20 protein-coding genes and 5 pseudogenes are annotated in these 23,198 nt (G+C 69.8%); 12 read left to right on the top strand and 13 right to left on the bottom strand.

Translation table 11 applies throughout. The features are described 5' to 3' along the window. Window positions 1-156 precede the first annotated feature (156 nt). Complete coding sequence (locus tag ACZ4K2_RS00125; protein WP_467477496.1) at window positions 157-1,287, bottom strand: Glu/Leu/Phe/Val family dehydrogenase; 1,131 nt, start codon at window positions 1,285-1,287, stop codon at window positions 157-159. A 104-nt stretch (window positions 1,288-1,391) separates the two neighbouring features. Further along, window positions 1,392-3,092 (bottom strand): PHA/PHB synthase family protein, encoded by a 1,701-nt coding sequence (locus ACZ4K2_RS00120; protein WP_467477493.1) that lies wholly within the window; start codon window positions 3,090-3,092, stop codon window positions 1,392-1,394. A gap of 508 nt (window positions 3,093-3,600) precedes the next feature. Between ACZ4K2_RS00120 and ACZ4K2_RS00115 the strand changes: the two genes are divergently transcribed. Further along, the gene (locus ACZ4K2_RS00115) at window positions 3,601-5,316 is read left to right on the top strand and encodes a long-chain-fatty-acid--CoA ligase (protein WP_467477490.1); all 1,716 of its coding nucleotides are present in this window, start codon (window positions 3,601-3,603) and stop codon (window positions 5,314-5,316) included. A 52-nt stretch (window positions 5,317-5,368) separates the two neighbouring features. Here ACZ4K2_RS00115 and ACZ4K2_RS00110 read toward each other — a convergent pair whose 3' ends face one another. Beyond that, window positions 5,369-5,710: a transposase gene (locus ACZ4K2_RS00110; protein ID WP_467477487.1), complete on the bottom strand. Its 342-nt coding sequence runs from the start codon at window positions 5,708-5,710 to the stop codon at window positions 5,369-5,371. Window positions 5,711-6,273: 563 nt separating this feature from the next. Between ACZ4K2_RS00110 and ACZ4K2_RS00105 the strand changes: the two genes are divergently transcribed. Next, the gene (locus ACZ4K2_RS00105) at window positions 6,274-8,028 is read left to right on the top strand and encodes an alpha-keto acid decarboxylase family protein (protein ID WP_467477483.1); all 1,755 of its coding nucleotides are present in this window, start codon (window positions 6,274-6,276) and stop codon (window positions 8,026-8,028) included. 70 nt (window positions 8,029-8,098) lie between these two features. After that, a pseudogene (locus ACZ4K2_RS00100) lies at window positions 8,099-8,352 on the top strand (IS630 family transposase); the annotation flags it as partial. Window positions 8,353-8,401: 49 nt separating this feature from the next. On the opposite strand, the pseudogene ACZ4K2_RS00095 reads toward ACZ4K2_RS00100, so the two are convergent. Then, window positions 8,402-8,512: pseudogene (locus ACZ4K2_RS00095) on the bottom strand (hypothetical protein); the annotation flags it as partial. A gap of 159 nt (window positions 8,513-8,671) precedes the next feature. Between ACZ4K2_RS00095 and ACZ4K2_RS00090 the strand changes: the two are divergent. Both ACZ4K2_RS00090 and ACZ4K2_RS00085 read left to right on the top strand, forming a co-directional pair. Then, a complete protein-coding gene (locus ACZ4K2_RS00090; protein ID WP_467477480.1) occupies window positions 8,672-8,878 on the top strand; it encodes a hypothetical protein in 207 nt (68 codons plus the stop codon). 616 nt (window positions 8,879-9,494) lie between these two features. Further along, window positions 9,495-9,809 (top strand): hypothetical protein, encoded by a 315-nt coding sequence (locus ACZ4K2_RS00085; RefSeq protein ID WP_467477476.1) that lies wholly within the window; start codon window positions 9,495-9,497, stop codon window positions 9,807-9,809. Window positions 9,810-10,209: 400 nt separating this feature from the next. Here ACZ4K2_RS00085 and ACZ4K2_RS00080 read toward each other — a convergent pair whose 3' ends face one another. Further along, the gene (locus ACZ4K2_RS00080; protein WP_467477473.1) at window positions 10,210-11,127 is read right to left on the bottom strand and encodes an EamA family transporter; all 918 of its coding nucleotides are present in this window, start codon (window positions 11,125-11,127) and stop codon (window positions 10,210-10,212) included. A gap of 97 nt (window positions 11,128-11,224) precedes the next feature. On the opposite strand from ACZ4K2_RS00080, the gene ACZ4K2_RS00075 reads away from it, so the two are divergent. Next, a complete protein-coding gene (locus ACZ4K2_RS00075) occupies window positions 11,225-12,163 on the top strand; it encodes a LysR family transcriptional regulator (protein WP_467477470.1) in 939 nt (312 codons plus the stop codon). Between the two features lie 34 nt (window positions 12,164-12,197). On the opposite strand, the gene ACZ4K2_RS00070 is transcribed toward ACZ4K2_RS00075, so the two are convergent. Continuing rightward, a complete protein-coding gene (locus ACZ4K2_RS00070) occupies window positions 12,198-12,461 on the bottom strand; it encodes a transposase (protein WP_467477468.1) in 264 nt (87 codons plus the stop codon). 202 nt (window positions 12,462-12,663) lie between these two features. Here ACZ4K2_RS00070 and ACZ4K2_RS00065 point away from each other — a divergent pair, with 202 nt between their 5' ends. Beyond that, window positions 12,664-13,068: a hypothetical protein gene (locus tag ACZ4K2_RS00065; protein ID WP_467769939.1), complete on the top strand. Its 405-nt coding sequence runs from the start codon at window positions 12,664-12,666 to the stop codon at window positions 13,066-13,068. 165 nt (window positions 13,069-13,233) lie between these two features. Here the strand turns inward: ACZ4K2_RS00065 and ACZ4K2_RS00060 are convergent. Both ACZ4K2_RS00060 and ACZ4K2_RS00055 read right to left on the bottom strand, forming a co-directional pair. Then, window positions 13,234-13,404: pseudogene (locus ACZ4K2_RS00060) on the bottom strand (NUDIX domain-containing protein); the annotation flags it as partial. Between the two features lie 1,321 nt (window positions 13,405-14,725). Next, complete coding sequence (locus ACZ4K2_RS00055) at window positions 14,726-15,634, bottom strand: alpha/beta hydrolase family protein (RefSeq protein WP_467477465.1); 909 nt, start codon at window positions 15,632-15,634, stop codon at window positions 14,726-14,728. A 103-nt stretch (window positions 15,635-15,737) separates the two neighbouring features. Between ACZ4K2_RS00055 and ACZ4K2_RS00050 the strand changes: the two genes are divergently transcribed. Next, window positions 15,738-16,307, top strand: a complete 570-nt coding sequence (locus ACZ4K2_RS00050) for a TetR/AcrR family transcriptional regulator (protein WP_467477462.1) — start codon at window positions 15,738-15,740, stop codon at window positions 16,305-16,307. A gap of 139 nt (window positions 16,308-16,446) precedes the next feature. Here ACZ4K2_RS00050 and ACZ4K2_RS00045 read toward each other — a convergent pair whose 3' ends face one another. The 3 genes from ACZ4K2_RS00045 to ACZ4K2_RS00035 form a co-directional block, all read right to left on the bottom strand. After that, window positions 16,447-16,641 carry an ATP-binding protein gene (locus ACZ4K2_RS00045; RefSeq protein ID WP_467477458.1) on the bottom strand — a complete coding sequence of 65 codons (195 nt, stop codon included), beginning with the start codon at window positions 16,639-16,641 and terminating at the stop codon, window positions 16,447-16,449. A 35-nt stretch (window positions 16,642-16,676) separates the two neighbouring features. After that, a complete protein-coding gene (locus tag ACZ4K2_RS00040) occupies window positions 16,677-17,258 on the bottom strand; it encodes an MmyB family transcriptional regulator (RefSeq protein ID WP_467477455.1) in 582 nt (193 codons plus the stop codon). A 473-nt stretch (window positions 17,259-17,731) separates the two neighbouring features. Then, complete coding sequence (locus ACZ4K2_RS00035; RefSeq protein WP_467477453.1) at window positions 17,732-18,532, bottom strand: DUF4118 domain-containing protein; 801 nt, start codon at window positions 18,530-18,532, stop codon at window positions 17,732-17,734. 251 nt (window positions 18,533-18,783) lie between these two features. Between ACZ4K2_RS00035 and ACZ4K2_RS00030 the strand changes: the two genes are divergently transcribed. The 4 genes and pseudogenes from ACZ4K2_RS00030 to ACZ4K2_RS00015 all read left to right on the top strand — a co-directional run bounded on the left by ACZ4K2_RS00030 (window position 18,784) and on the right by ACZ4K2_RS00015 (window position 21,795). Then, window positions 18,784-20,628, top strand: a complete 1,845-nt coding sequence (locus ACZ4K2_RS00030) for an APC family permease (protein WP_467477450.1) — start codon at window positions 18,784-18,786, stop codon at window positions 20,626-20,628. Continuing rightward, window positions 20,592-20,901: pseudogene (locus tag ACZ4K2_RS00025) on the top strand (M15 family metallopeptidase domain-containing protein); the annotation flags it as partial. The gene ACZ4K2_RS00030 and the pseudogene ACZ4K2_RS00025, both read left to right, overlap by 37 nt. A 17-nt stretch (window positions 20,902-20,918) precedes the next feature. Next, the gene (locus ACZ4K2_RS00020; RefSeq protein ID WP_467477448.1) at window positions 20,919-21,305 is read left to right on the top strand and encodes a hypothetical protein; all 387 of its coding nucleotides are present in this window, start codon (window positions 20,919-20,921) and stop codon (window positions 21,303-21,305) included. Further along, window positions 21,274-21,795, top strand: coding sequence for a cobalamin-dependent protein (locus ACZ4K2_RS00015; protein WP_467477446.1), 522 nt, complete (start codon window positions 21,274-21,276; stop codon window positions 21,793-21,795). The genes ACZ4K2_RS00020 and ACZ4K2_RS00015 overlap by 32 nt, the downstream gene beginning before the upstream one ends. Window positions 21,796-21,976: 181 nt before the next feature. On the opposite strand, the gene ACZ4K2_RS00010 is transcribed toward ACZ4K2_RS00015, so the two are convergent. Both ACZ4K2_RS00010 and ACZ4K2_RS00005 read right to left on the bottom strand, forming a co-directional pair. Then, window positions 21,977-22,243, bottom strand: coding sequence for a GlsB/YeaQ/YmgE family stress response membrane protein (locus tag ACZ4K2_RS00010; protein WP_467769933.1), 267 nt, complete (start codon window positions 22,241-22,243; stop codon window positions 21,977-21,979). Between the two features lie 660 nt (window positions 22,244-22,903). Then, window positions 22,904-23,198 (bottom strand): annotated as a pseudogene (locus ACZ4K2_RS00005) (IS701 family transposase); the annotation flags it as partial.

Here is a 23,198-nt window from a genome sequence, read left to right as displayed (position 1 = left end):
TACTCCCGCGGCGTCGCGGACGGCGACGACGGACCACGGCGGCGAGGGGCCGGGCCGCTGCGAACGCGCCTTGGCCCCTCACCGCAATGAGGCAGACGCCTGGAGGGCGCCGAGTGGACACCGCCGGTGCGCGAGAGTGCGGGAGCCGCACGCCGGTCAGGCGAAGCGGCCGGGCCGGGGTGAGGATCCGCCTCCCGCTGCGACCCGTGCGCTCGCCGCCCTGGCGATGCGCTGCTCGGCGATCCGGTCAGCGGCCGCACCTGGCGGAATGCCTTCCGTCTCAGCGCGTTGCAGGATCGCCAGCGTGGTGTCGAAGACCCTGTCCACCTTGGCCTCGGTCTGACCGAGCGTGGCCCCGCGCAGTCCTCCGGCCGCCTGGATCGCCCCGCCGGCGTTGACCACGTAGTCCGGGAGGTAGAGGATTCCGCGCTCCTCGAGCCGCCGTTCCACACCGGGGTGAGCCAACTGGTTGTTGGCGGCGCCGCACACCACCTCGGCGCTGAGCAGCGGGACGACGTCGTCGCTCAACGCCCCGCCGAGCGCGCAGGGAGCGTAGACGTCCAATTCCTTCAACTGGATGAGGCTTACGGTGTCCTCCACGATGGTGATCTCCGGGAACTTCTCGGCTATGCGGCGCACAGCCTCCCCCCGCACGTCGGTGACCACCACACGGGCGCCTTCCTCGAAGAGGTGCTCCACCAGGAGGCGGCCCACCTTGCCGACTCCCGTGATCCCGACCGTCCGTCCCCGGAGGGCGGGTGTGCCCCAGCGGTGGACGGCCGCCGCCTTCATGGCCTGCAGGACACTGCGGGCTGTGAAGACCGAGGGATCGCCCGATCCGCCGCTCGCCGTGGTGCGGGTCGCGGTCCACGAGCAGGTGGCCGCGATCACCTCCATGTCCTCAGGAGTAGTGCCGACATCGCACGCCGTCACGTACCGGCCGTCCAGGGAAGCCACGAACCGGCCGTAAGCCAGCAGCAGTTCCTCGGTTTTGATCCGCTCGGGGTCCCCGATGAGGACGGCCTTGCCGCCACCGAAGTCGAGCCCGGCGAGAGCGTTCTTGTAGGACATGCCACGTGACAGCCTCAGCACATCTGCCAGGGCTTGGCTCTCGTCGGCGTAGGAATGGAAGCGGACGCCGCCGAGAGCGGGGCCCAGCGCGGTGGAGTGAACGGCCACGAAGCCCTTCAGGTCTGAGGCGGGATCTTGGAAGAGGACGACCTGCTCGTGGTCGGTCGCGTCGGAGTTGAACCGGGCGACGAGTGAACCGAGGTCGAAGGTGAGCATGGTGCTTCTCCTCGAAGGTGAAGAGGTCCGTGTCGTGCTGGAGGAAGAACCTGTGGGCGTTGGCCGGGCCGCCGTCGGAACCGGGCGCGATGGGCTGCGTGCGTTCACCGGCGGCGAGCCCGTCGGCCGGCTGAGGAGGGTGCGGTCCGGGCGCCGCGACCGGCGGCCGTCGCGTGAATCGGGCCGCCGGTGTGCTTGCCGTCGGCCGGCAGCACGTAGCTTCCGGGGGCGGGGGGCCCGGCGGGGTAGCGGGTACTGCCCATCGTGCGACCGGCGATGAGAGGGCCTGAACGGGGGGCGAGCCATCTCGACCACGCCGTCCACCATGACTCTCCCTGGGGCACGGCGTGGGCGAGCCAGTCCTGGGGTCCCGGAGGGAGAGTGTCCCGGCCGATGAGATAATCGGCCTTGGGACGTGGCGGATTGATGATGCCGCCGACATGTCCCGAGGGCACCAGGTGGAAAGCCACGTCACCCCCGAGCAGCCGAGCGCTCCTGTACACCGTTTCCCAGGGGACGATGTGATCGCGTGAGCCGGCTACGACGAAGGCGTCCTGTGTCACGGCGGACAGGTCGATGTCCCGCTGACCGAGCCGCAGCCGACCATGCGCCAGGGTGTTGTCCGCCGCGATCCCCATGGTCTGCCGGAAGAGGACCTCTGGCACGTCGATCCCGTCCTCGCTCCACGCCCAGATGTCGAAGGGCCGCGGCCGTTCACCCAGGAGCCATCCGTCGACGAGCGGCTGCCAGATGGTCTCCCTGGGGCGCAGCAGATCGAAGAGAAGACTAATCTTCCCGCCGTCGACGAGGCCCTGTTTGTTGGAGAGCATGCGGGTCAACACCTCCACCTCCGCCTCGGACGACCTCTGACCTCCCTCCGAGTCCTCGTAGTCCAGCGCTGACATCAGAAGGGTCAGTGATGCCACCCCGGTGTCACGCCCCGCCGCCAGCCAGGCGGCCGCGGAGGCGGCGAACAGCCCCCCGGCGCACACTCCCACCAGATGGGCCTGGGCTGATCCGGTGACGTCACGCACGACGTCGAGGGCGCGCAGAGGGGCTCGCAGCAGGTACTCGTCCAGTCCGAGCCCGGTCTGTTCGGGCCGCGGATCGCGCAGACTGACGGCGAAGGTGGTGAAACCAGCGCGAACCGCCCACTCGACGAGGCTCCGGCCGGGAGCGAGGTCGTATATGTAGAACTTGTTGACCCAGGCGGGGACGAACAGCAGCGGCACCTGGCGCACCTGAGTGGTCTGGGCCTCGTACTGGATCAGTTCCATCAGGTCGTTGCGGTACACGACCCGGCCGGGAGTGGCGGCCAGGTCCTCACCCATCCGGTAGGCGCCGGGCGTCATCTTGGCCGGGCGGCCCCGGCGGCGCACCACGTCGTGCAGGAGGTTGCCCGAACCGCGGATCAGACTGGCCCCCCTGGTCGCCGCACCACGGCGCAGCGCCGCCGGATTGCCCGGGAGGACGTTCACGGGGGCCAGGGCTTCCGTGATGATCTGGGCGAGAAATTGCACCTGCCGACGCCGCCGGGCCGGCAGATACGGCGCTTCCGCCGCTGCCAGAAGCAGCCGGCTGCACGTCAGGTAGTACTGCAGCGTCCGCCGGTATGCGGGATCGGTACGCCAGGACGGGTCACTGAAACGCCGGTCGTCAGGATCCGGGACGCACTCGGACGCCACGAACAGCTCGCGGAGCCGTCCCGCGCGAGAAGACCGTCCTGCTGTGGCTCGTGCTTTCCGGAAGACGGGATCCAGGTCGTGGTCGTCGTACGCATAAGGTTCGCTGCCGCACGGACTCATCGGAGTATCTCCTCGCCGCGCCGGCGGTCATGCCGACGCTGAAATGCGAATTTAGGAGTGCGCGGGAGGCATCGGCAGGCGTGTTGGCGAATTGAACGGAGCAGTCGGCCGCCAAGGCGGGCTCCGCGTATGCGGCGGGCGTGGAACGGGAGGCGTGTAAGTGTCCGCACCACCTTCACGACCACTGCCGCGCGTCTCTTCTGGTGGTATAGGGGCAAGCCGTGCCCGGCTGGGTTCCCGGGCGCGGGACGGCAGGTGTCCGTGCTGTTCGGCTCTCCGAGGGCAGGCGGATGGGCGCATCGCCGGGGAGCCGGACCGAATGCTGTCAGCAGGAGCGGTCTCCTTTGACCGGTGCATTCTTCCCTTTGCCGGCGACCATGCGAGACGGTTTCGAGAGGGGACGTGTGCAGCGGGGGGCACATACATTGGTCCGTGGAATTCAGGGTCTTCGGCAAGAGGACCGTCCGCCGGCACGACACCCCAACCGGAGGTCGCTGTGCAGAGCACCATGCCCGACATTCCCCTCACCGCCGCCCGCATCCTGCGGTACGGCTCTGGCGTCCATGGCGCCTCGCGCGTGTCCACGTGGAACGGGAAAGGCTTCGACCGCCGCAGCTACGCCGAGGTGGGCGAGCGCGGTGCCCGTCTGGCGCACGCGTTACGAGACCGGCTCGGTGCGCGCGTCGCTAACGGGCCGACGGGTGAGCAGAGCGTCATCGGCACCCTCATGTGGAACAACGCCCGGCATCTGGAGCTGTTCGTCGCGGTCCCCGCGATGGGCGCGGTGCTGCACACGCTCAACCCCCGGATGCCGTCCGGGCAATTGGCCTACACGCTGGAGGACGCCGGTGACGAAGTCATCTTCGTGGACGCCGACTTGGCCGGGACACTCGTTCCGGTGCTGCCCCAGCTGTCCCGATCGGTACGGCACATCGTCGTCGCCGGCGCGAGCGACCGGGAACTGCTCGCCGGGTTCGCGGGTGAGGTGCACGATTACGAGGAACTGATCAGCGACGGCCCCCTCGACTACCCGTGGGCGGAGGAACTCGACGAGAGCGCGGCCGCGGTGGTGTGCTACACCTCCGGCACGACCGGCAACCCCAAAGGGGTCGTCTACAGCCATCGGGCGATGTACCTGCACTGTCTGCAACTGGTGGCCCCGAGCCATTACGACATCGGCCAGCGCGACGTCCTCTTCCCCATCGCACCGATGTTCCACGTCAACGGCTGGGGCATACCACACGTCGCGTTCCTCACCGGAGCCGACCTGCTGCTGCCCGACGTGCACACCCAGGCGGCGTCGCTCGCTCGCATCATCGAGCGGGGGCGGCCCACGTTCAGCGCCGCCGTACCGACGGTGTGGGCGTCCCTCCTGGAGGAACTCGACACGAATACTCACGACACCAGCAGCCTGCGCACCGTGTTCGTGGGCGGCTTCGCATGCCCGCCGGCCCTGATGGCCGCCTACCGGGACCGGCACGCCATCCAGTTCGTGCACGGCTGGGGGATGACCGAAACCCTGGGAGCGGTCAGCGCGGCCGTGCCTCCGGGTGGACTGGACGCCGGCGAAGAGTGGGCCTACCGGGTCAGTCAGGGGCGGTTCCCCCCGTCGCTGAGGTTCCGCCTCGTCGGTCCTGACGGCGTCCTCGTGCCGCATGACGGCACAAGCATGGGCGAACTGCAACTATGCGGTCCCGACGTCACCTACGCGTACCACGGCGGAGTGAACGCCGCACCGATCCGGCCGCCCGACAACTTCACCGGCGACGGCTGGCTGCGGACCGGTGACATCGGAAGGATCTCCTCGGACGGATTCCTCACCCTCACCGACCGGGTGAAGGACGTCATCAAGTCCGGTGGCGAGTTCATCTCCAGTGTGGACCTCGAGAACACGCTGATGGAGCATCCGGCCGTCTTCGAAGCCGTGGTGGTCGCGGTGCCTGACGAGCGCTGGGGCGAGCGGCCCCTGGCCGCCGTGTCCCTGCGCGCGGGTGCCGACGTCGGCCCGGAGGAGTTGCGTGACCACCTCGCGCACCACGTCGACGCCTGGATGGTGCCCGAACGCTGGACCATCCTGCCGACGGTACCGAAGACATCGGTGGGTAAGTACGACAAGCGTCGTGTCCAGGACCAATACCTACAGGGCCAGTTCGACGTCGTTCACCTCTCCCGGCGCGCCGGTGGTCCCTCCCTCACCGCGCCGCCCAGGCACGCGGGCAGGTGACGAGGCGAGTCCGCCTGTCCGAGGCGGGGTGGTCGCACACGGCAACGTGTCCTCAGCGCGACACGGCCGCTTCCACGATCGACAACGCCCACTGCTTCTCGTCATCGGCTCCCTCACCCTCCAGCACCGCTTGCCGCATCCGCTCCCACAGTCCGGCCTCGCGCCACGCGGTGAAGCGACGGTGCGCCGTCGCCGGGGAGACGGCGAAGGACGACGGCAGGCGACGCCAGGCGCACTCACTCGACAGCACATAGACCACGGCGGTGAAGACACTGCGATCGTCCAGCGGCCCTCTGCCACCCCCTTGCCTCCGCGGCGTGAACTCCGGGAGCAGCGATGCGACCATCTCCCACAAATGGTCGGGGACCAGACGCTGCGACAACCTTTCTGCCATGGACGACATCATGGTGTCCCGCCGATACGGCACAAGCGGGCGGACCGTCGCATCCGCTCCGCGCCGTAGCGTCCGAGGGGCTTCTGCAAGGGCGCTGCAACACGCGCACGCCTGGCTCTGTTCACGTCGCCGGGAGGCGGTGGCCGCGCCGGATGTTCACGACTTCAGGCAGCAGCTCGGTAGCGACGCGCAAGATGCCGTCTGCCGCTCGGCCGTGGCTCGCAACAAAAGCGCTGGCGACGGGCGCAGGTGGCTGCCGTCGTCGCGCCGTGGCCGGGTGCCGGCGGGTGCCTCCCGTGCTCATTGACGTCGAGGTTCGGCCGCGGCAGGCGCCTCCCGCGGTCATGAACAACCGCTGTCGTGAGTCATCAATGGAGCCACACGCCAGACTGCCACCACGCGAGCAGGCTCACGAGCAAGCGATCCCCGGACGCGCGCTCCCCCTCATGCGCCTGCCTGTGGCAGTCGGCGCACCTTCCGGTGACCTCGGGATGAGCGGCGCCCTCCTACGGCGTGGACACGTCCGGTGGGGTCATCCGCCCAAGAAATGAGGAGACCGACCGATGAAAGCGCACCGTTCGAAGGCCGGCACGACGGTCATCGATCACATCCTGAACTGCCTGAACGGCCTGGGTGTCGGCCACCTCTTCGGTGTGGCCGGCGATTACAACCTCGCTGTCCTCGATCATGTGATCGCCCATCCGGGAGTCAACTGGGTCGGTGCCGCGAGCGAACTCGGCGCCGGGTACGCGGCCGACGGCTACGGACGCACCCGTGGATTCGGAGCACTCCTGACGACCTTCGGTGTCGGGGAACTGAGCGCGATCAACGCGGTGGCCGGCAGCTATGCGGAGCGCGTACCAGTCCTGCACATCGTGGTCGGACCCACACAGGCCACCGAGCGCACCGGGCTGCCCGTTCATCACAGCATGGGTGACGGGGACTTCGACCGGTTCCTTCGCGCCCAGCGGCAGGTCGTCTGCGCGGATGCCGTCCTGCGCCCCGACAACGCCGTCAGCGAACTCGACCGGGTCCTGGCCACCTGCCTGCGGGAGAGCCGTCCCGGCTGTCTCCGGGTGCCTCGCGACGTCGCCTTGGCGACCGTCCCGCCGCCCCGGCCGCCGGCCGCACCCCCCGGACCCACCCTCGACCAGGGCAGTCTGGACGCTTTCCGTTCCGCGGCTCGCGCTCGGCTCGCCGCCGCGCAGAGCGCGGTGGTGCTGGCCGACTTCCTGGTGGACCGTTTCCATGCCCGCGCGGAACTGGCGGCCCTGCTGCGGGCCGGAGCCTTCCCCCACGCGGTCCTCGCGACGGGCAAGACCGTCGTCGACGAGAGCGCTCCGGGCTTCCTCGGCCTGTACGCGGGGGCCATGAGCGAGAAACATGTCCGTGCTGCCGTCGATAAGGCAGACCTGCTGATCCGTGCCGGAGTACTGCTCGCCGACATGACCACCGGCAAGTTCACATACCGGTTCGACCCGGAGGCGGGCATCGACCTCGGGCCCACGAGCGTGAGGGTGAACGGGGCCGTCTTCCCGGACATCCCGCTGGTCACGAGTCTGGCCGTGCTGACGGATCTGGTCCGAGAGCATGCCCCGGCACACACCGGCCCCGCGGCTGCCGGTCACCACGAGCCGGAGGAGCCGACGCGTCGGACGCCCGCGGTGAAGGCCGCGCTGCCCGGGCGGCCGGCGGCCGGTCGGCCACGACCGCATCGCCCCCTCAGGCCGCTCACCCAGTCCTACCTCTGGTACGCGGTGGGTGGTGCCATACGGCCGGACCACACCGTTGTCGCCGACGAGGGCACCTCGCTACTGGGCATCGCCGACCGCCGTTTCCCCCGAGGAGCACGATTCATCGGCCAACCGATGTGGGCCTCCATCGGCTACAGTCTGCCCGCGCTGCTGGGAGCCCAACTCGCTGATCCCTCCCGGCGCGGAGTGCTGATCATCGGCGACGGCGCGGCTCAGCTGACCGCTCAGGAACTGGGAACCATCGACCGGCACCGCTTGAAGCCGATCGTGATCCTGGTCAACAACCACGGCTACACCATCGAGCGGATCACCCACGGCCTGCGTGCTCCGTACAACGACGTCGCACGCTGGCGCTGGACCAAGGTGCCGTCCGCTCTCGGTGTGTCGCATCCGCTCGTGCTGCGGGCCCGTACCCGCACCGCGCTGGACCGCGCGCTCGCCCGTGCCAACGCCACCACCGACCGCCTCGTCCTGATCGAAGCGTTCACCAGCCGGTACGACGTTCCCGCGGCACTGACGCGCATGGCTGTCAACCGACCGGACAAGGCCCGCTGGGTCGCCTGAGAAACCGAGGAGCACCGTGGACCCGGCGGGCGCTCCGCACGGACCGGAGCGGACGGGTCGGCGGCCCGTTGTGGACCTCCGTGGTGTCGTCGGCCGGGGCGCGGTCGACGAAGTCCGACAGGGGGCGTTTCGCGAGGGGATCCGGCTCCAGGCCGGGCAGAGGGTGGCGGCGGTGAGAAGGCGGCGGTGATCGCGAAGGATCCGCGGGTGAGTGTGCGGTCGGTGGAGCGACGGCGTCGTGCCTGGCGCGAGGGCGGCATGGCAGCTCTGCGCTCGGCGGCTCCGGCGAACTCCCCGACCGTCACCCACGCCCGGTTCGCCGTGCGGGCCGGGGCGCTCGTGGCACCCCGGCCCCGTTCCGTGTCCGGTCAGGTCACGAGGAGGACAACTCAACGCGGACGGTGCGGGCGGCGGCGACCAGATTCTCCAGGCAGGTGCGGGTCTCGGGCCAGCCGCGGGTCTGCAGGCCGCAGTCGGGGTTGACCTAAACAGTTTCGCTTGGATCAGTCGGTCGTTGGCCCGGGTGTGCCGTTGGCTGACGCGAAGTCTGTGCGGATCGAGCCGTTGCTCCCGGACCGGCACGCAGTGGGTCCACCTGCCGGAGAAGTACGGCAACGGGCGAGGCGTCCCCAACCGACTGCGGATGTGGGCAGTCGACGGTACTCGGGAGCGGGTGTTCACCGCCCTGGTGGCCCGGTCCGACGCGGACGAGGACCTCAACTGGGCCGTCTCGGTGGACTCCACGATCGTGCGGGCCGACCAGCACGCGGCCGGGGCCCGCGAAAAGGGGCCCCGGCCGCGGTACCGCCACCGGAACCCGCACCGGCGCGCTCTCCGTGCGGATCGATGACCTGGACGACTGGATCCAGCAGGCACGTGCCCTCATTCCCGGCTGAAGGCTGCAACCCTCGTTCAGGCAGGAGCCACCCTCCACCAGGGCATCCGGCTGGCCGACGGCTCCTGGACCCGGTTCTCCGACGTCCAGGGCAAGCTCGGGGACATCGGCGGCATTCGCACGGCTGCCGCTGCCGAAATCGACGGCGACACCCACGTGGTCGCACTCGGTGGTGACGGTCGCATCCGGCACGCCGTCCGCGCGGCAGACGGCAGATGGAGCGGCTTCGGAGATATCGGCGCCGTCGCGGGTGTCCCCAGTGACGTGACCCGGATTTGCGCCGTCTCCATCGGCACCGACTTGCACGTGGTCGTCGTGGCGGACGGCGGATCTTCCACACCCTGCGCCGCTCCGACGGCCGCTGGACGCAGTTCGCCGACATCGCTTCGGTCGTCGGCCCGGTCGGCACGGTCACGGCCGCAGCCAGCGCCAGTGCCGGCGGCCGTCTCCATGTCGTCGCCGTCAGCGGCGGCAAGGCGTACCACACCTCTCGCACCGACGACGGTCACTGGACCGGCTGGGCGACATCGCACAGGCGACGGGCACGACCGGCCCCCTCTCCTCCGTGTCCATGGCCGGTATCGGCGACGAGGTGCACTCCGTCATCGCCACCGATCAGGGCAGCCGCCAGTACCACTCGATCCGCTACGCCGACGAAAACTGGCAACCCCTCGGAGAGCTGACGGGCCAACTCGGCAATCTCCGAACCAAGTCCCTCGGCGTGGCCACTGTCAACGGAGAGCTGCAGTTCGCCGCGACCACCTCCGACAACCGCGTGGTGCACACCATCCGCCACGCCGGTGGCGACTGGGCACCGACCAGGCAGGTCAACACTTCGGGCATCGCCGGGACATTCGGCTCCAGGTCCATCACCGGCACCCTCTGACCCTCCGGTCAACCTGACGTTCGCCGTCCTGGACCATGGCGGGCCGGCGTGGGCCGCGCAGACCAGCCGGGCCCGGGAGCACCTCCTGGCGCAGGCCCGCTGGCTGCCGTCGCATGCCACTGGAGCCACCCTGGGCGACTGGGCACCGCTGCGCCGTCGCAAGGCCCCCGCCCGGCCGCCGAGGTCAAGGTCGGGCGGAACGGTCAGATGGGCGGCCAGCGGGCTCCACGTGCGGCACACGTCGGCCGATACGCACAGCGAGCACGATGAGCTCATAAGGGGGAGGAAGACCGGAAGCCTGTCGCAGAATCTTCCCCGCCGACGCGTGGGTGCTCCGTCGTCTTACAGCGGGGGCTACAACAAATGAGCGTGCCGGTCGGCCGGTGGCCGGCCGGCCCCTTCAGGCGTCCGTGAGGGTGCGTCGGGGGGTGGTGCGGGCCTCGTTCCCGGTGGCGGCTGTCCGGCGTCCCGGGGTGAGCGTGGTGAGTGCCACCCCGCCCACCAGCAGCGCGGCCGCGCACCAGCGCAGCAAACTGACCGACTCGTCGAGGAACAGGGCCGCTGCGGACATCCCGAAGACGGGGACGAGCAGCGAGAACGGCGCGACCGTGGACGCCGGGTGGCGGCGCAACAGCCACCCCCAGGCGCCGAAGCCGAACACGGTCGCGCCCCAGGCGACGTAGAGGAGCGTTCCGGCGCCCGCCCAGTCGAAGCCGCGCAGCGCGGCGAGTTCGGCGGAGGGGCCCTCGGTGAGGAGGGAGAGGAGCAGCAGCGGCAGCACCGGCACCGTCGACACCCAGACCATCCAATTCAAGGCGTCGGGCGGGGCCGCCTTGCGGGTCAGGACGTTGGACACGCCCCAGCAGGCTGCCGCGGCGACGACGGTCAGGAAGGCGCCCAACGGGCCGGATGTCCCCTCGTCGACGGCCGCGGCGCCGATGCCCGCGAGGGCGATCAGCATGCCGAGGAGCTCTACTCCGGTGGGGCGTTCATCGAGGGCGACGGTGGCGAACAGGGCCGTGAAGACGGCCTGTATCTGCAGCACCAGCGAGGACAGCCCGGCGGGCATGCCCGCGTCCATACCGATGAAGAGCAGGCCGAACTTGGCCACGCCCAGAACCAGTCCCACCGCCACGATCCACTTCCACGCCACCTTGGGGCGGCCCACGAAGAACACGGCGGGCAGCGCGGCCACCAGGAAGCGCAGGGCGGAGAAGAGCAGCGGTGGGAAGTGGTCGAGGCCGATCTCGATGACGGTGAAGTTCACGCCCCAGACGGCCGCGACGAGCACCGCGAGGAAAAGGTGGGGAGGTCGCATGGGTCGAGGATCGTCTGCGACGACCATGTAGCACCAGCGATGATTGTTGCATGGTTGGATGAAGCATCACTAATCATCGACCGATGAGGAGCCCACCGTGCTCGATCTGCAGCGCCTGCGCGCTTTGCACGCCGTCTCCGTGCACGGCACCGTCGCCGCGGCCGCCGCAGCGCTCGGCTTCACGCCCTCCGCCGTGTCCCAGCAGATCGCCAAGCTGGAGCGGGAGACGCGCACCGTGCTGCTGGAGCGGGAGGGACGCGGAGTGCGGCTCACCGACGAGGCACACCAACTGGTGGAGACAGCCGCCGAGTTGCTGGCCCTCGTGGAGCGGGCGGAAACCCGTCTGGAGGAGCGGCGCGGGATTCCGGCGGGTCGGCTGACCGTCGCCGCCTTCGCGTCGGCGGCGCGCGGCCTCATGCCCTCCGTCCTGGCCGAACTCGCGGTACGACACCCCGCGCTGGACACACGGCTCAGCGAGGTCGACCCGCACCTGTCAGTGGCTCTGGTGGCCAAGGGCGCCGTCGACCTGGTCGTCGCACACGACTGGGACATCGCCCCGCTGCCCGCGCCGGCGGGTGTGGAGCAGGCGGTGATCGGCGACGACCCGTGCGCTCTGGTCGTCCCCGATGGGCATCCCTTCGCGGGGCGGACGGCCGTGCGGCGGCAGGAGCTGGGCGGGCAGCGGTGGGTCTGCCAGCCGCCGGGGCGGGTCTGCCACGACTGGCTGGTCCGCACCCTGCGTTCCGCCGGGCACGAACCGGAGATCGTCCACCAGGCCGAGGAGAACCCGACGCTGGTCGCCCTGGTCGCCGCCGGGCTCGGCATCTCCCTGATCCCCCGCCTGGGCCGGGGCCCGTTGCCGCCTGGGGTGGTGGAGGTACCGCTCGACCCGATGCCGGTACGCCGCCTGTACGCCCTGTGGCGCACCGGCGCGGCCCGCCGCCCGGCCATCGCCGAGACGGTCCGCACCCTGCGCGCGCACTGGCCGCGGGTCTCGCCGCACACGGACACGCTCTCCGCCGCCGCACAGTCCTAGCTTGACTTTGTCAGGGATCTTGTAGCCGCCGCAGTCAACCACCCACGGTTCGCCAGGACGTCGGGCAAGGAATCCTGTGTTGGTCGAGGTAGTTCTGGAAGGCAGTCGGTCGGCGGGGCGTAGGTAGGTCCTCGGTCGGTGGCAATCCGCTGAGGCGCTCGATGTTGACGGCGATGGCCGTCAGGACGTGCTGGACGTGGGCCTTTCCCTGTCCTCGGTAGCGGCGGCGTCGCACGCCGTGTCCGTGGGCGAACTCGCACCTGACTACCGTGGGTGGAGGCCGCGGTGGTGGCGACATCCGTGATCACGTTGGGGCCCTCGGGAGCGCGGGTCTCGGTCAGGTGACCGGCGAACCCCTTCCAGCTGATGATGTGCCCGTGCCGTGCGTAGCGGGCCGAGGTGCCGTAGGGAGAGACGATCGCCCGGGACGAGGGCGGTAGTCCGGGCCCGCCGTCCTTCTCAGAGGTGCGCCAGCGCAGGTGCCCTGCGGCGTCGCAGCGGTGGTTCTGCACCATGATCTGGCGCAGGGCCTGGACGCGAGGACCGGACGCGCGGTCCGTTCCGTGCCGGTGGAGGTGTTCGAGAAGCCGGACGGCTTTGCTTCCGGTGGCAAGGATCCGGGTCATGGGCTTGGTGGAATTCTTGCCCAGACGGACGGGCCGCCCGTAGCAGAGCCCCCAGTCCTCATCGACCAGCTCGTCCAACAGGCGCGGGCAGATGCCGGCGACCTCTTCGAGTGCGGCACGGACCGCCTCGGTGATCACCTCCAGGCGGGTCAGGTCACGCACCGCGGCCAGGACATGGGTGGAGTCGGTGCGCTGCGTGGTGCGCTCGCGCACCAGTCCGGCCTCCGTGAGGCGGGCCAGCGCGAGGTTGAGGAGGCGGTCAGCAGTCGTCTTCCGTGAGATGGTCGCGGAAGTCGGCCAGGACACTGTGGTGGAAGCCGGGATCGTCCAGCTACGTCGATGCGGCAGCGGACCGTCTCGGCAGCCTGCCGGTCCGACAGGCCGAGCAGCAACTGCAGCACGCAGACGGTGGCCAGTTGAGCAGGCGAAAGCCCCGGACGCCCGTCACGCGCCGAGCATGCCCGTTGACCATGCTGCCGCACCGGGAAACTCCAAGATTCCCGACAGAGTCAAGCAGTGGGCCAGGTTGAGTGCGTCGGGCCGGGCGTTGAGGCCGGTTTCCTCGGGCAGTTCGCGTACGGCGGCCTGGGCGGGGGTTTCGCCGGGGTCGAGCTTCCCGGACGGGGCGTGCTACTGGCCGTGGCCGTATGGGCCGCCGCGCTGGGACAGCAGGATCTTGTCGCTCTGGCGGACGATGATGTGGACGTCCACGATGGGACGTTGGACGGTCTTGGGGGTGCTCATGGCTCGTTTTCAGCGGGGGCGGGGGATGGTGGGCTCGACGGTAGCGGCTGGCTGCCGCAGGCGCTGGAGGATCAGGCCGGTTGCCTCCTGTGGGGTGAGGCGTGTGGTGTCGAGGCGGAGCACGGGGTAGCCGAGCTGTTCGACGAAGGCATCCCCGTCCCCGGCCTGGCGGTGGTGTCGTCGGCGCCTCCGATGCCGGATTCGCGCCTGCCCTGTTTGCGCTGTTTCGGGCGACCTCGACAGCGGCCGCGGCGAGTTCACTTGCTCCCATGACACCCCCGCATCACACGGAAACCAGATGACTACTCTGTTGCCGCATCATCTCATCAGGAAGCCGAAATCCATTTCAACTCGACTATGACGGCTGGAAGTTCGCGCCGAAACTGCGGCTGGCCGTGGGCAGCTTTCCCCCGTCCCAGCTGGTGACAACAGGGCTGCTTCGACCGGGCCCCTTTCGCCAGTTCACCCGGCTCACCTGGTGACAACTTCCGAGCTTCGGCTCACCTGATCGACCGGGACAAGAGTCCGTTAACCGACGCCGACGAGGACGCCGCCCGCGTCGCCGACGCGCTGCGCCGCAGCCCGCACATCCTGGCCGCGGACGCCGGACCGGGCGAGGACACCGTCACCTTCACCAGCACGGCCGGCCTCACCCACATCCGGAACATGCAGGACGCCGAGCCCACCGGCGACGACCTCCTGCCCGAACCCGCGCTCACCGAGGCCGTCGCCGCGGCCATCCTCAACCACCCCGCCCTCGTCGCCGCCACGCCCGACGCCCCGCGCGAAGACACCATCACCGCCCAGACCCGCAACGGCATGCGCTACCTCCTGACCCTGGACACCGCCCGCAACGCCACCGGCCAGGAACCGCCCGCACCGGCACTCCCAACGACCAAGACCGCGCCACCGCCGACCTCCTGCGCCACATCGCCGCCACCTACAACCGCCAGGACGACCACGCACGCCACCTCGCCCGCGCCCTGCCCCGGTAGGGGAGGCGATCGCCGCATGCCCGTCCCCCTGGCCCCCCAGCGCGCATACCCGATCAAGTCCAGCCGCTCCTGGCCGAGCACGGCTGCACCATTCCATCCTCAACAGCCAGGTTCCGGACACCCGCCGACGTCACCACATTCCTCGCCGGCAGCAGCCCCACGAAGATCAAACCAGCATGGTGATTCTCTGCGAGCCCTTACTTGCCAGCGATGCTCCACGTACCGTCGCCGTCCTCGGCGGTGCTGCCGAGGACGGTCCACTCGGCGCCGTCGAGGCCTAGGGTCGCGCGGAGGTAGGCGGAGATCGCGTCGGCGAGGAGGACGACGCGGGCGGGATCCTCGTCGGTGGTCTCGGCGACCCTCTCGCCGGCGATGCCGCCCATGGTGTGCTCGGCCTCGGCGATGGTGAGAAGGCTCTTGGGAGCCGGGCTGAGGTGGTAGGCGTCGGTGAACCACTCCGGCCCCCGGGTGGAGAGCTGCGACCGGTCCTTGCCGCCCGCGACGACCAGGGCCGGGGTGACCATCGTGGAGAAGTCCGGCTTCATGAACGGGAGGTTCTCGGCGGCGAACGGGGTGAGGGTGTCGCCGGTTCCGGTCGCGGCGATCAGCGCGCCGGCCGACACCGAGGCGTGGGAGAGGTCCTCTCCGGGAAGACCTTCGGCGTCGAGTACGCGGGCACCGAGGATGGCGCCCGCGGTTTGGGCGCCCCAGGAGTGGCCGACCACGGCGATGCGCTCACGGTCGACGCGGGCCTCCAGGTCGGCCTGCGCCAGAATGCTGCCGAGGTTGTCGAGGATCGCGTGGAGATCGGCTATCCGCACGCGCCAGATGGTGGCGAAGCGCGGATCGTCCCAGCCGATGGCGTTGCGGCGGGAGTCCAAGTGGGTGGGCTGCACCACGACAAATCCGGCGGCGGCCCACCGGTCGACGAGGGGCTCGTACCCGTCCAGGGACCACGCGTTGCCGTGGGAGAAGACGATCACGGGCAAGTCCTGGCCTGACCGGGGGGTGGTGACTTTCACCTGCAGGTCGATGCCGCGGCCAGGTGCGGGAACGGTGATGGGCTTGACCGACACGATCTGCCGACCGAGGGGGCGCGAAGACATGGGAGACCTGTGCTTTCTCTGCGGAGCGGCTCTGCCATAATTTGGCGGAGCGACGTTCCGCCAACTTAGCGGAACATTGTTCCGCGAGTAAAGGGAGGCATCTGTGCCGGAGTCGGTCGGGGTACGCCAAGCACAGGCGCAGCGCACCCGCAGCGGCGTACTCGAGGCCGCCACGGTGGTCTTCGTCGAGCAGGGCATCCAGGCACCCGTCCGTGACATCGCCGAACGCGCCGGGGTCGGCGTCGGCACGGTCTACCGGAACTTCCCGACCCGCGCGGACCTCGTCACCGCCGTCTACCGGCACCAGATCGACGCCTGTGCCGCTCTCGCGCCCCGGCTCCTCGAGGAGTCCGCCTCGCCGTTCACCGCGCTGACCCTGTGGACGGACGCGTTCGTGGACTTCCTGGTGACCAAGCACGGCCTCGGCGCGGCGCTGGGGTCCGGAGAACCGGGGCTGGAAAGCCTCCACGCCCTCATGCTCGACACTCTGGTCCCGGCCTGCGCGACGCTGCTGGACGCCTGCGCCGCCGACGACGGACTTCGCCCCGGCATCACCGCCTACACGCTCATGCGCGCCATAGGAAACCTCTGCATCACCGGCCCCGACTACGACCAGGCCGACGCCAAGCGCATGGTCGCCCTTCTCCTCACCGGATGCCGCAACACGGCATGACGACAGGCCCGGCGCCCGTACCGCCCGCACCCGCCACGCCGGTCTCCGTCCACTGCTGCGCGCCCACGCAGAAGGCTGGCCGGAAAGGTCACGCCCGCTGCAGGCCGCCTACGATCGCTGACCCCTTGGAATCGATCATCTAGGGTTTGTCGCGGGTGCCGGCCAAGCCGGGAGCGTCAGCGGGGGAGATGCGGGCGGTGATGCGTTTGCCGACCAGCTCGCGCCGGGCTTCCACGCCCTGCGCGGCGGCCATCACACTCTCCAAGCCGTGCTTTCGGACGCGGCCGGCGTCCGAGGCCCTCGCCGCCGACAGCACCGGGTCGAAGTCCCACACGACGACCTCCACTACTTCGATGAGCCGCAGTTCCGTCAGTACGGGTCCGGGCGCGTTGTGGCCGGTGGACCGGTGACCGTGGTGAGCTGCGTCTCGTCCTCGCTGCCGGGCATGGCGGTCAAGATGACGATCTTGAGCTTGGAGTCGCCGTCGGTCAGGACGTCGCAGTCGACCATGACCGGGCCCATCGACGGGTGATCGATTGCCTTGTGGTCCTCGCGGTGCGCGGCCACCTCACCAGTCGCCCTTAGCTCGGCGAACCTCGTGTTACCTGTGTTCAGTTCACGGATCAGTGTGGCCAAGCGACTGTCATGGGGGAATCGGCCGGTCGCGCGGCGCAGATCGGAGACGACGGCGGCATCGGTGGCGTCGCGGTCTGCCTCGGTCACCGGCCACAGTGCGAGGCGGGCGGGGCCGACGTCCACCGGGAACCGGTCGTGGGCGAAGTTGCGCAGCCGAGGCGGCGAGGCGGCAGGGTCGCCCAGCAGGGCCGCCCACCCACGGTTCCACCCCACCAGTTGCCAGTCCGCCGCGAACACGGCAACCGCCACGTCCCCGAGGCGGGCGAGCACCCGCTGCACGCCGGGCGGAAGATGGTCAGAGATCACCCCGCCCACCGGCGGTAGGAGTTGGGCCAGCCGGTACAGATGGTCGTGCTCGGCGGTGGCGGTGCGGTGCGGCGACGCGCAGGGGCCTCTCCGGCAGGTACGCCCGCGCGTTGCGCACAGCCATGGGCTGCAAGTCCTTGCTGTAGTCGTTGACGACCTGCTGGTCGCGGGCCACTACCTCCCGCTCCACGCGCTCGTGGTCGAGGAGGCTTTCGGACGTGAGGGCGTTCATGGCCTCCACCAGCTCCGGTAGCGCGAGCCACCGCCGACCACCTTCCCGATCCGGTCATGTACGAGCCCGGACCGGCCCGTATCCGGCCGCTGATCCGATTCCCATACTGCGGCCGTCACGGCTCAAGCGCCACGACGGCCTGCCAGGCGCGGTAGTCAAGTGAAGGACGGTTCCATGACGGAGCAGCGCCTCCTGCAGAGATCTGCGAGCAGGCGGTCGGTCCCGCAGCTGCAAGCGACGTTGTTGCTGGTCAAAGGGCTGGGTCCGGTACCGGGATTGGTACAAGGAGGCCGGAGGCTATTGCTCCTGTGGGCTGGGCCTCGCCGTGTCCAGGGCGGCAGCGGCCTGGTCGGCGAGGGTGACGGCGACCAGGCGAGCTTGGAGATCGGGGCGGGTGTCCGGAGCGGGCGTGAGCATGAACCTGCCTTGGAAGTGGCCGCCTGCGCTGGCTCGCAGTTCGATTTCTTGGTGGGGCCAGCCGCGCTGGTCGAAGTCCCAGCGTTTGCGGCCGACGGTGATGCTGCCCGTCTTGTTCAAGACGGGCAGGGTGGCCGAGGAGAGAGCCGTACTCGAACCGGCATCCCCGCAGTTGCAGCAGCTCGGTGACTTGCTGCTTGACGTGGTCGACCACCGCGTCGGCGGATCTGGCGGTCTGGGCGAGCCGGGCGGTGTCGTGGACGCGGGCCAGGTAGTCGGCATCCGTGACGACGAGTACCTTCAGCCGCCGCGCACGGGCGGCCAGCTGCGATACGGCCAGTCCCACGGCCAGCAGCAGGACCGCCGTGGCGATGTCCGCGCCGCTGTTGATGGTGAAGCTCTGGTAGGGGCGGGTGAGGAAGAAGTCGAACCACACGGCCGAGGACAGGGCTGCCAGGCCGCCGGCGAGGCGGTTGCCGGCAGAGGCGACCGCGACGATGGCCACCACCAGGATCAGGGCCAGGTTCGTGCTCGACACCCCGCCCCGGAACGGCACGAGGAGGAGCGCCAGCAGCAGCGGTCCGGCCACGGCTGTTGCCAGCGCGATGCGGTCACGAAGCGGAAAACCGGTCACCGGCGTACCTCCCGTTACCTGCTTACCACGCTGTGTCTGTTATGTCCCTGCGGCGTGCGGGCGGGGACCTGCAGCACCTCACGGGGCTGAGGTCGCCCGCGGTGGTCCTGCACCGCCACCGGCAAGAGGCGCTCACCGGCGGCGCCACACGGGTGCGCTTCACGCTCTTCTGGCGCCCTGAGCAGGGAAGCGGGCACCCGGCGTCCTAGAGTCGGGGGGATTCGACTGGCTGGCAGAACTTGAGGGGCCTGGTGTCCGCACGCGCTGAGAATGCCGACGGCTGGGGCGGCCGTCTGCCAGGTTCCGGAACCGAGCGCGGGGAGCGGGACCGGCTGACGGTGCCGCAGGGGCTGGCGGCACTGTCGCTGGATGCTCTGGCGTCCGTGGCCTATGGGCCGGAGGCGATCGTGGTCGTGCTGGCAGTGGCCGGCAGCCGAGGTCTCGGCTTCACCTTGCCGGTCACGCTGGCGATTGTTGTGCTTCTGGCCGCGTTGACGTTCTCCTACCGTCAGGTGATCGCCGCCTTCCCCAACGGCGGCGGCGCGTATGCGGTGGCCGGGCGCCACCTGGGACGGCGCCTGAGCCTGATTGCCGCCGCCTCGCTGATCATCGACTATGTACTGAACGTCGCGGTCTCGGTCTCCGCCGGCATCGCGGCGCTCACCTCGGCCTTCCCCTCTCTGTACGGCGAACGTGTCCTGCTGTGCCTCGTGGTCCTGTTTTTGATCACCGCAGTCAATTTGTACGGGGTGGCCGAGTCGGCGAGGGTGATGATCGCCCCGACCGTGGTGTTCATCGCGGCCATCGCAGCGGTGATCCTGGGCGGCCTGCTGCGCTCGCACCCGGTTGTCCAGCCCGTGCACCCCACCGCTTCGCCCGCTGTCCAGACGGTCGGAGTGTTGCTGCTCCTGCGCGCCTTCGCCTCCGGGTGCTCGGCCCTGACGGGGGTGGAAGCGATCGCCAATGCCGTTCCCACCTTCCGCAGCCCCCGGGTCAGGCGGGCCCAGCGCACCGAGCTCGCCCTTGGCGGGCTGCTGGGCGCGATGCTGATCGGCCTGTCGGTGTTGATCGGCAAGTACCACGTCGCGCCGAGCGGGACCAAGACCGTTTTGGCGCAGCTGGCCGAGGCATCCCTTGGCCACAACATCGGCTTCTTCATTGTGCAGTTCGCCACCATGGTGCTGCTCGCGCTGGCAGCCAACACCTCTTTCGGAGGCATGCCCGTGCTTGCCTCGCTGCTGGCCCGGGACAACCATCTGCCCCACGTCTTCGGGCTGCGCGCCGACCGGCAGGTCTACCGCTACGGCGTCGTCGCCCTCGCAGCGATCGCCACAGTCCTGCTCATCGCTGCCGAAGGCGACACGCAAAAGCTCGTGCCGGTCTTCGCCATCGGCGTCTTCATCGGCTTCACCCTCTCCCAGGCCGGCATGGTCCGGCACTGGCATGAGGAAGGCGACACCGGATGGCTCGGACGCGCGACCCTCAACGGTCTGGGCGCACTTCTGACCGCCGCGGCCCTGGTCATCGAGATGGTGTCCAAATTCCACGAAGGCGGCTGGCTCGTCCTCGTCACCGTCGCGGTACTGGTCATGCTGTTCGAAGCGGTCCACCACACTTACCAGCGCATCGGCGCAGCCCTGCACCTCGGTGAGGTCCCCGCCCGCCCGGAATACCGCCGCTCCCTCGTCGTCGTTCCGGTGGGAGCGGTCAACAAACTCACCCAGGAGGCGATCAGCGCCGCCCTCTCACTGGGTGATCAGGTACGCGCCGTCACGGTGGTCCACCCCGAGGATCCGGAAGCGCCCTCCGCCGATGAGGTCCGCCAGGCATGGAACACCTGGCAACCCGACGTGCCGCTCACCGTCCTGCACAGCCGCACCCGGTCACTGACGAGGCCGATCGTCGACTACCTGTGCGCCCTCGGTGCCGAGGAGGGCCACGACCACTTGGTGGTCCTGATCCCCGAAATGCACCTGCCCAAGGCATGGCAGCGCCTGCTGCAGAACCGGCGCGGCGCAGTCCTGGACCGCGCCATCCGCCGCCACACCGAGGCGGTCATCTGCCGCCTGCGCTTCCGGATCACACTGCCGCGCTGACCACGGCAAGGTCTCAGCTCTTGCCGACCGGCCTGGGGCTCTTGGTGGTCGAGGGCTACCGCCCTCTGGGCGTCGCAGCGCCGCTACGTCGAGAAATACGCGGCGAGCTTGCGAGCTGAGCAGCCTGGATGGACCGACGAGCAAATTCGGTCGGCGACGAGCCGTTTCGCCTCGCCACCGGAGATCGCGCCGCACAGCGCGGGAGCGGCAGTGGATCTTACGCTCGTGGATGCGGACGGCCGTGAGCTGGATCTGGGGCGCGCGCTGACGGCGTAGGCCTGTTCGCGGCGGTGGGTGCGAAGCTGCACCGGCCCAAGCTGCGGGCGGCCGTGGACGCGATCCTGCGCCACGAGGAGGACTGGGTGCAGCTGTCGCCGGACGGGCTCGCCGCCGCTCTGATGAGTGTCTCGGGCATCGGCCCGTGGACGGCCCATGCCGCCGCGGCCGACTACACCGGCGACTTCGCCGTCTACCCGCACTCTGACCTCGCCGTGCGTACCTGGGCGGCGCGTATCGCACCGTCCCTGGACTGGCCGCTGCGCGACAGGACCGGCCGAGCCCTCGAGAAGTCCTGGCGCCGCCTTGCCGGCTCCGAACGCGCTGACCTGCACACTCTTACCCTGGCCACACTCACCTGGGGGGCGCATGCCCGCACCGCTGAGCGCACCGGTCCCTGACCGCACCCTGATAGCCGGAGCCAGCCCGGACCGGGTGCTCGACTGCCTGTTCGTCAACGCACCCTTACGTGACTACGGCCGGCGTGCCCGGGTCAACGATTTCACGCTGCCGGTCCTGGGCATGGGCTACATCGCCACCGTCGCCCACCTCGCCAGGCTCAACGTCGGCGTCCTGGACGCTGAGGCGCACGGCCTGGGCATCGGGCGCACCGCCGAGATCGTCAACGGGCTGCGGCCCCGGTTTGCAGCGTTCAACCTGCTGGCGCTTACGTACGACCTGACCGCACGGATCGCCGCCGCGCTCGCCCCCGAGATCCTGGTCATGGCTGGCGGGCACCATGCCAAGGCCGTCCCTACCAAGGTCCTGCGCGACGAGCGGTTCCACAACGTCGCCGCTCTGGTCGTCGGCGAGGGCGAGACGAGAGCCGTGGCCCGGAGACGTCCGCTGTTCGTCTCCCAGCCACTACCTCGGTCGCTTCCAGCGCGCTGACCTGCGGCAGTCCGTCTTCTGTCGCCGGGAAACGGCGAACGGCACCGGTCACGGGGGCGAACCCCCCCGGGGCCGATGCCGTTCCGTTTCGCTGTCCGGATACGGAGTCCCACATGCGGCGTCCGGACACGGGCCCGGGCAAGTAATGCGGCTACGGACGGACGCGGATCGCCGGTCGCGGTCAGCGCGACCGCCGCCCGGTGAAGAGGCGGTACAGCAGGAGCACGATCACCGAGCCGACGACCGCGGCGATCCACGTCGAGAGGTGGAAGAAGCCGTTGATGGAGTGCACGCCGAAGATCACCTTGCCGAGCCAGCCGCCGAGCAGACCGCCGACGATACCGATGAGCATCGTGACGAGGCAGCCGCCCGGGTCCTTGCCGGGCGTGAGTGCCTTGGCGATGGCGCCCGCGATGAGGCCGATGAGAATCCAGGCGATGATACCCATGGTGGTGTGCGTCCTTTGCTTTTGGTGGTGTCAGGGAAGGCCCGAGGGGGGTTCCGCCGAAGCTGCCCGCCGGTTGCTCCGCGCGGACGACCGGCGACATACGGATATCCCCTCGGGAGCACTCCACACGGGACCAAGGTCCCGTCCCCTCCGACACCGGCCCGCCCGGCACCCGACCCGTCGGCCGCTCCGGCCGACGGCGGACTCGGTGACTGGTCCAGCTTCGATGTCAGTCGGTCCGGGTTCGCGGTCACGGGTCACCGGGCAGTTGCGGCCGAGGTCAGTAATCCTCAGGCCGGACGCGGGCGAGGAAGAGGGCGAGCGCGCCGGCGGCTTCGGGCTCGCCGGTGTCGATACGGGCCGCGAGCGCGAGCTGGTTGATGTCAGCGCCGGGAAGCGGACGAGTTCGGCGAGCAGCGCGGCGTGGGCGAGGACCGGCGGCGGCAGGAGACCAGTGGCTTCCCGGCGGGCGGCCGGGTCGCGCTAGTACTCCAGCAGCGTTTCGCTATCTTGCCTGGTCACAGGCATCGCCGGGAGTGTAGTGGGCTGCTGGAACGTCAGGGGCGGTCTTGCCGGACCGCCCCTCCAACGAATGACATCGTCGTCGGTAGTGACAGTGCCGGGCCACGGCCTGACGCCTTCGCCGCCATCGTGACCATCTCAGCGCATGGATGCGAGGCGGGCGGGGCTGGTGTGCGGGGCCAGTTGCCAGGAGCCGGCGGACTTCTGCCACGGTGAGCGGAACCAGGGTGGAACCGTTTCTGCATCCCCCTTTGCCGCCGCCTGTGCCGCCGTGGCCGCGAGAAAGGCATGCGCGAGCATGGCCAGGGTAATGTGCCTCATCCAGCCGACGTAGCGGCGGACTTCGTACTGGTCCAGGCCGCACTCGTTCTTCGCCGCCTGGAAGCATTCCTCGATCGCCCACCGGAGCCCGGCAACGCGTACGAGCCGGTCG

The sequence above is a fragment of the Streptomyces sp. NPDC025833 genome (assembly GCF_055558055.1).
Note: the sequence above shows the minus strand (reverse complement) of the source record. Positions and strands in the feature narration are given on the sequence as shown.

Bases quoted from the DNA above. Each gene is read 5' to 3' on its own strand.
- ACZ4K2_RS00105 (WP_467477483.1), top strand. From the start codon at position 6,274: ATGAAAGCGCACCGTTCGAAGGCCGGCACGACGGTCATCGATCACATC.
- ACZ4K2_RS00055 (WP_467477465.1), bottom strand. From the start codon at position 15,634: ATGTCTTCGCGCCCCCTCGGTCGGCAGATCGTGTCGGTCAAGCCCATC.
- ACZ4K2_RS00085 (WP_467477476.1), top strand. From the start codon at position 9,495: ATGGCCGGTATCGGCGACGAGGTGCACTCCGTCATCGCCACCGATCAG.
- ACZ4K2_RS00010 (WP_467769933.1), bottom strand. From the start codon at position 22,243: ATGGGTATCATCGCCTGGATTCTCATCGGCCTCATCGCGGGCGCCATC.
- ACZ4K2_RS00115 (WP_467477490.1), top strand. From the start codon at position 3,601: ATGCCCGACATTCCCCTCACCGCCGCCCGCATCCTGCGGTACGGCTCT.
- ACZ4K2_RS00125 (WP_467477496.1), bottom strand. From the start codon at position 1,287: ATGCTCACCTTCGACCTCGGTTCACTCGTCGCCCGGTTCAACTCCGAC.
- ACZ4K2_RS00090 (WP_467477480.1), top strand. From the start codon at position 8,672: ATGTGGGCAGTCGACGGTACTCGGGAGCGGGTGTTCACCGCCCTGGTG.
- ACZ4K2_RS00120 (WP_467477493.1), bottom strand. From the start codon at position 3,092: ATGAGTCCGTGCGGCAGCGAACCTTATGCGTACGACGACCACGACCTG.
- ACZ4K2_RS00015 (WP_467477446.1), top strand. From the start codon at position 21,274: ATGCCCGCACCGCTGAGCGCACCGGTCCCTGACCGCACCCTGATAGCC.
- ACZ4K2_RS00080 (WP_467477473.1), bottom strand. From the start codon at position 11,127: ATGCGACCTCCCCACCTTTTCCTCGCGGTGCTCGTCGCGGCCGTCTGG.
- ACZ4K2_RS00110 (WP_467477487.1), bottom strand. From the start codon at position 5,710: ATGGCAGAAAGGTTGTCGCAGCGTCTGGTCCCCGACCATTTGTGGGAG.
- ACZ4K2_RS00070 (WP_467477468.1), bottom strand. From the start codon at position 12,461: ATGTCGCCACCACCGCGGCCTCCACCCACGGTAGTCAGGTGCGAGTTC.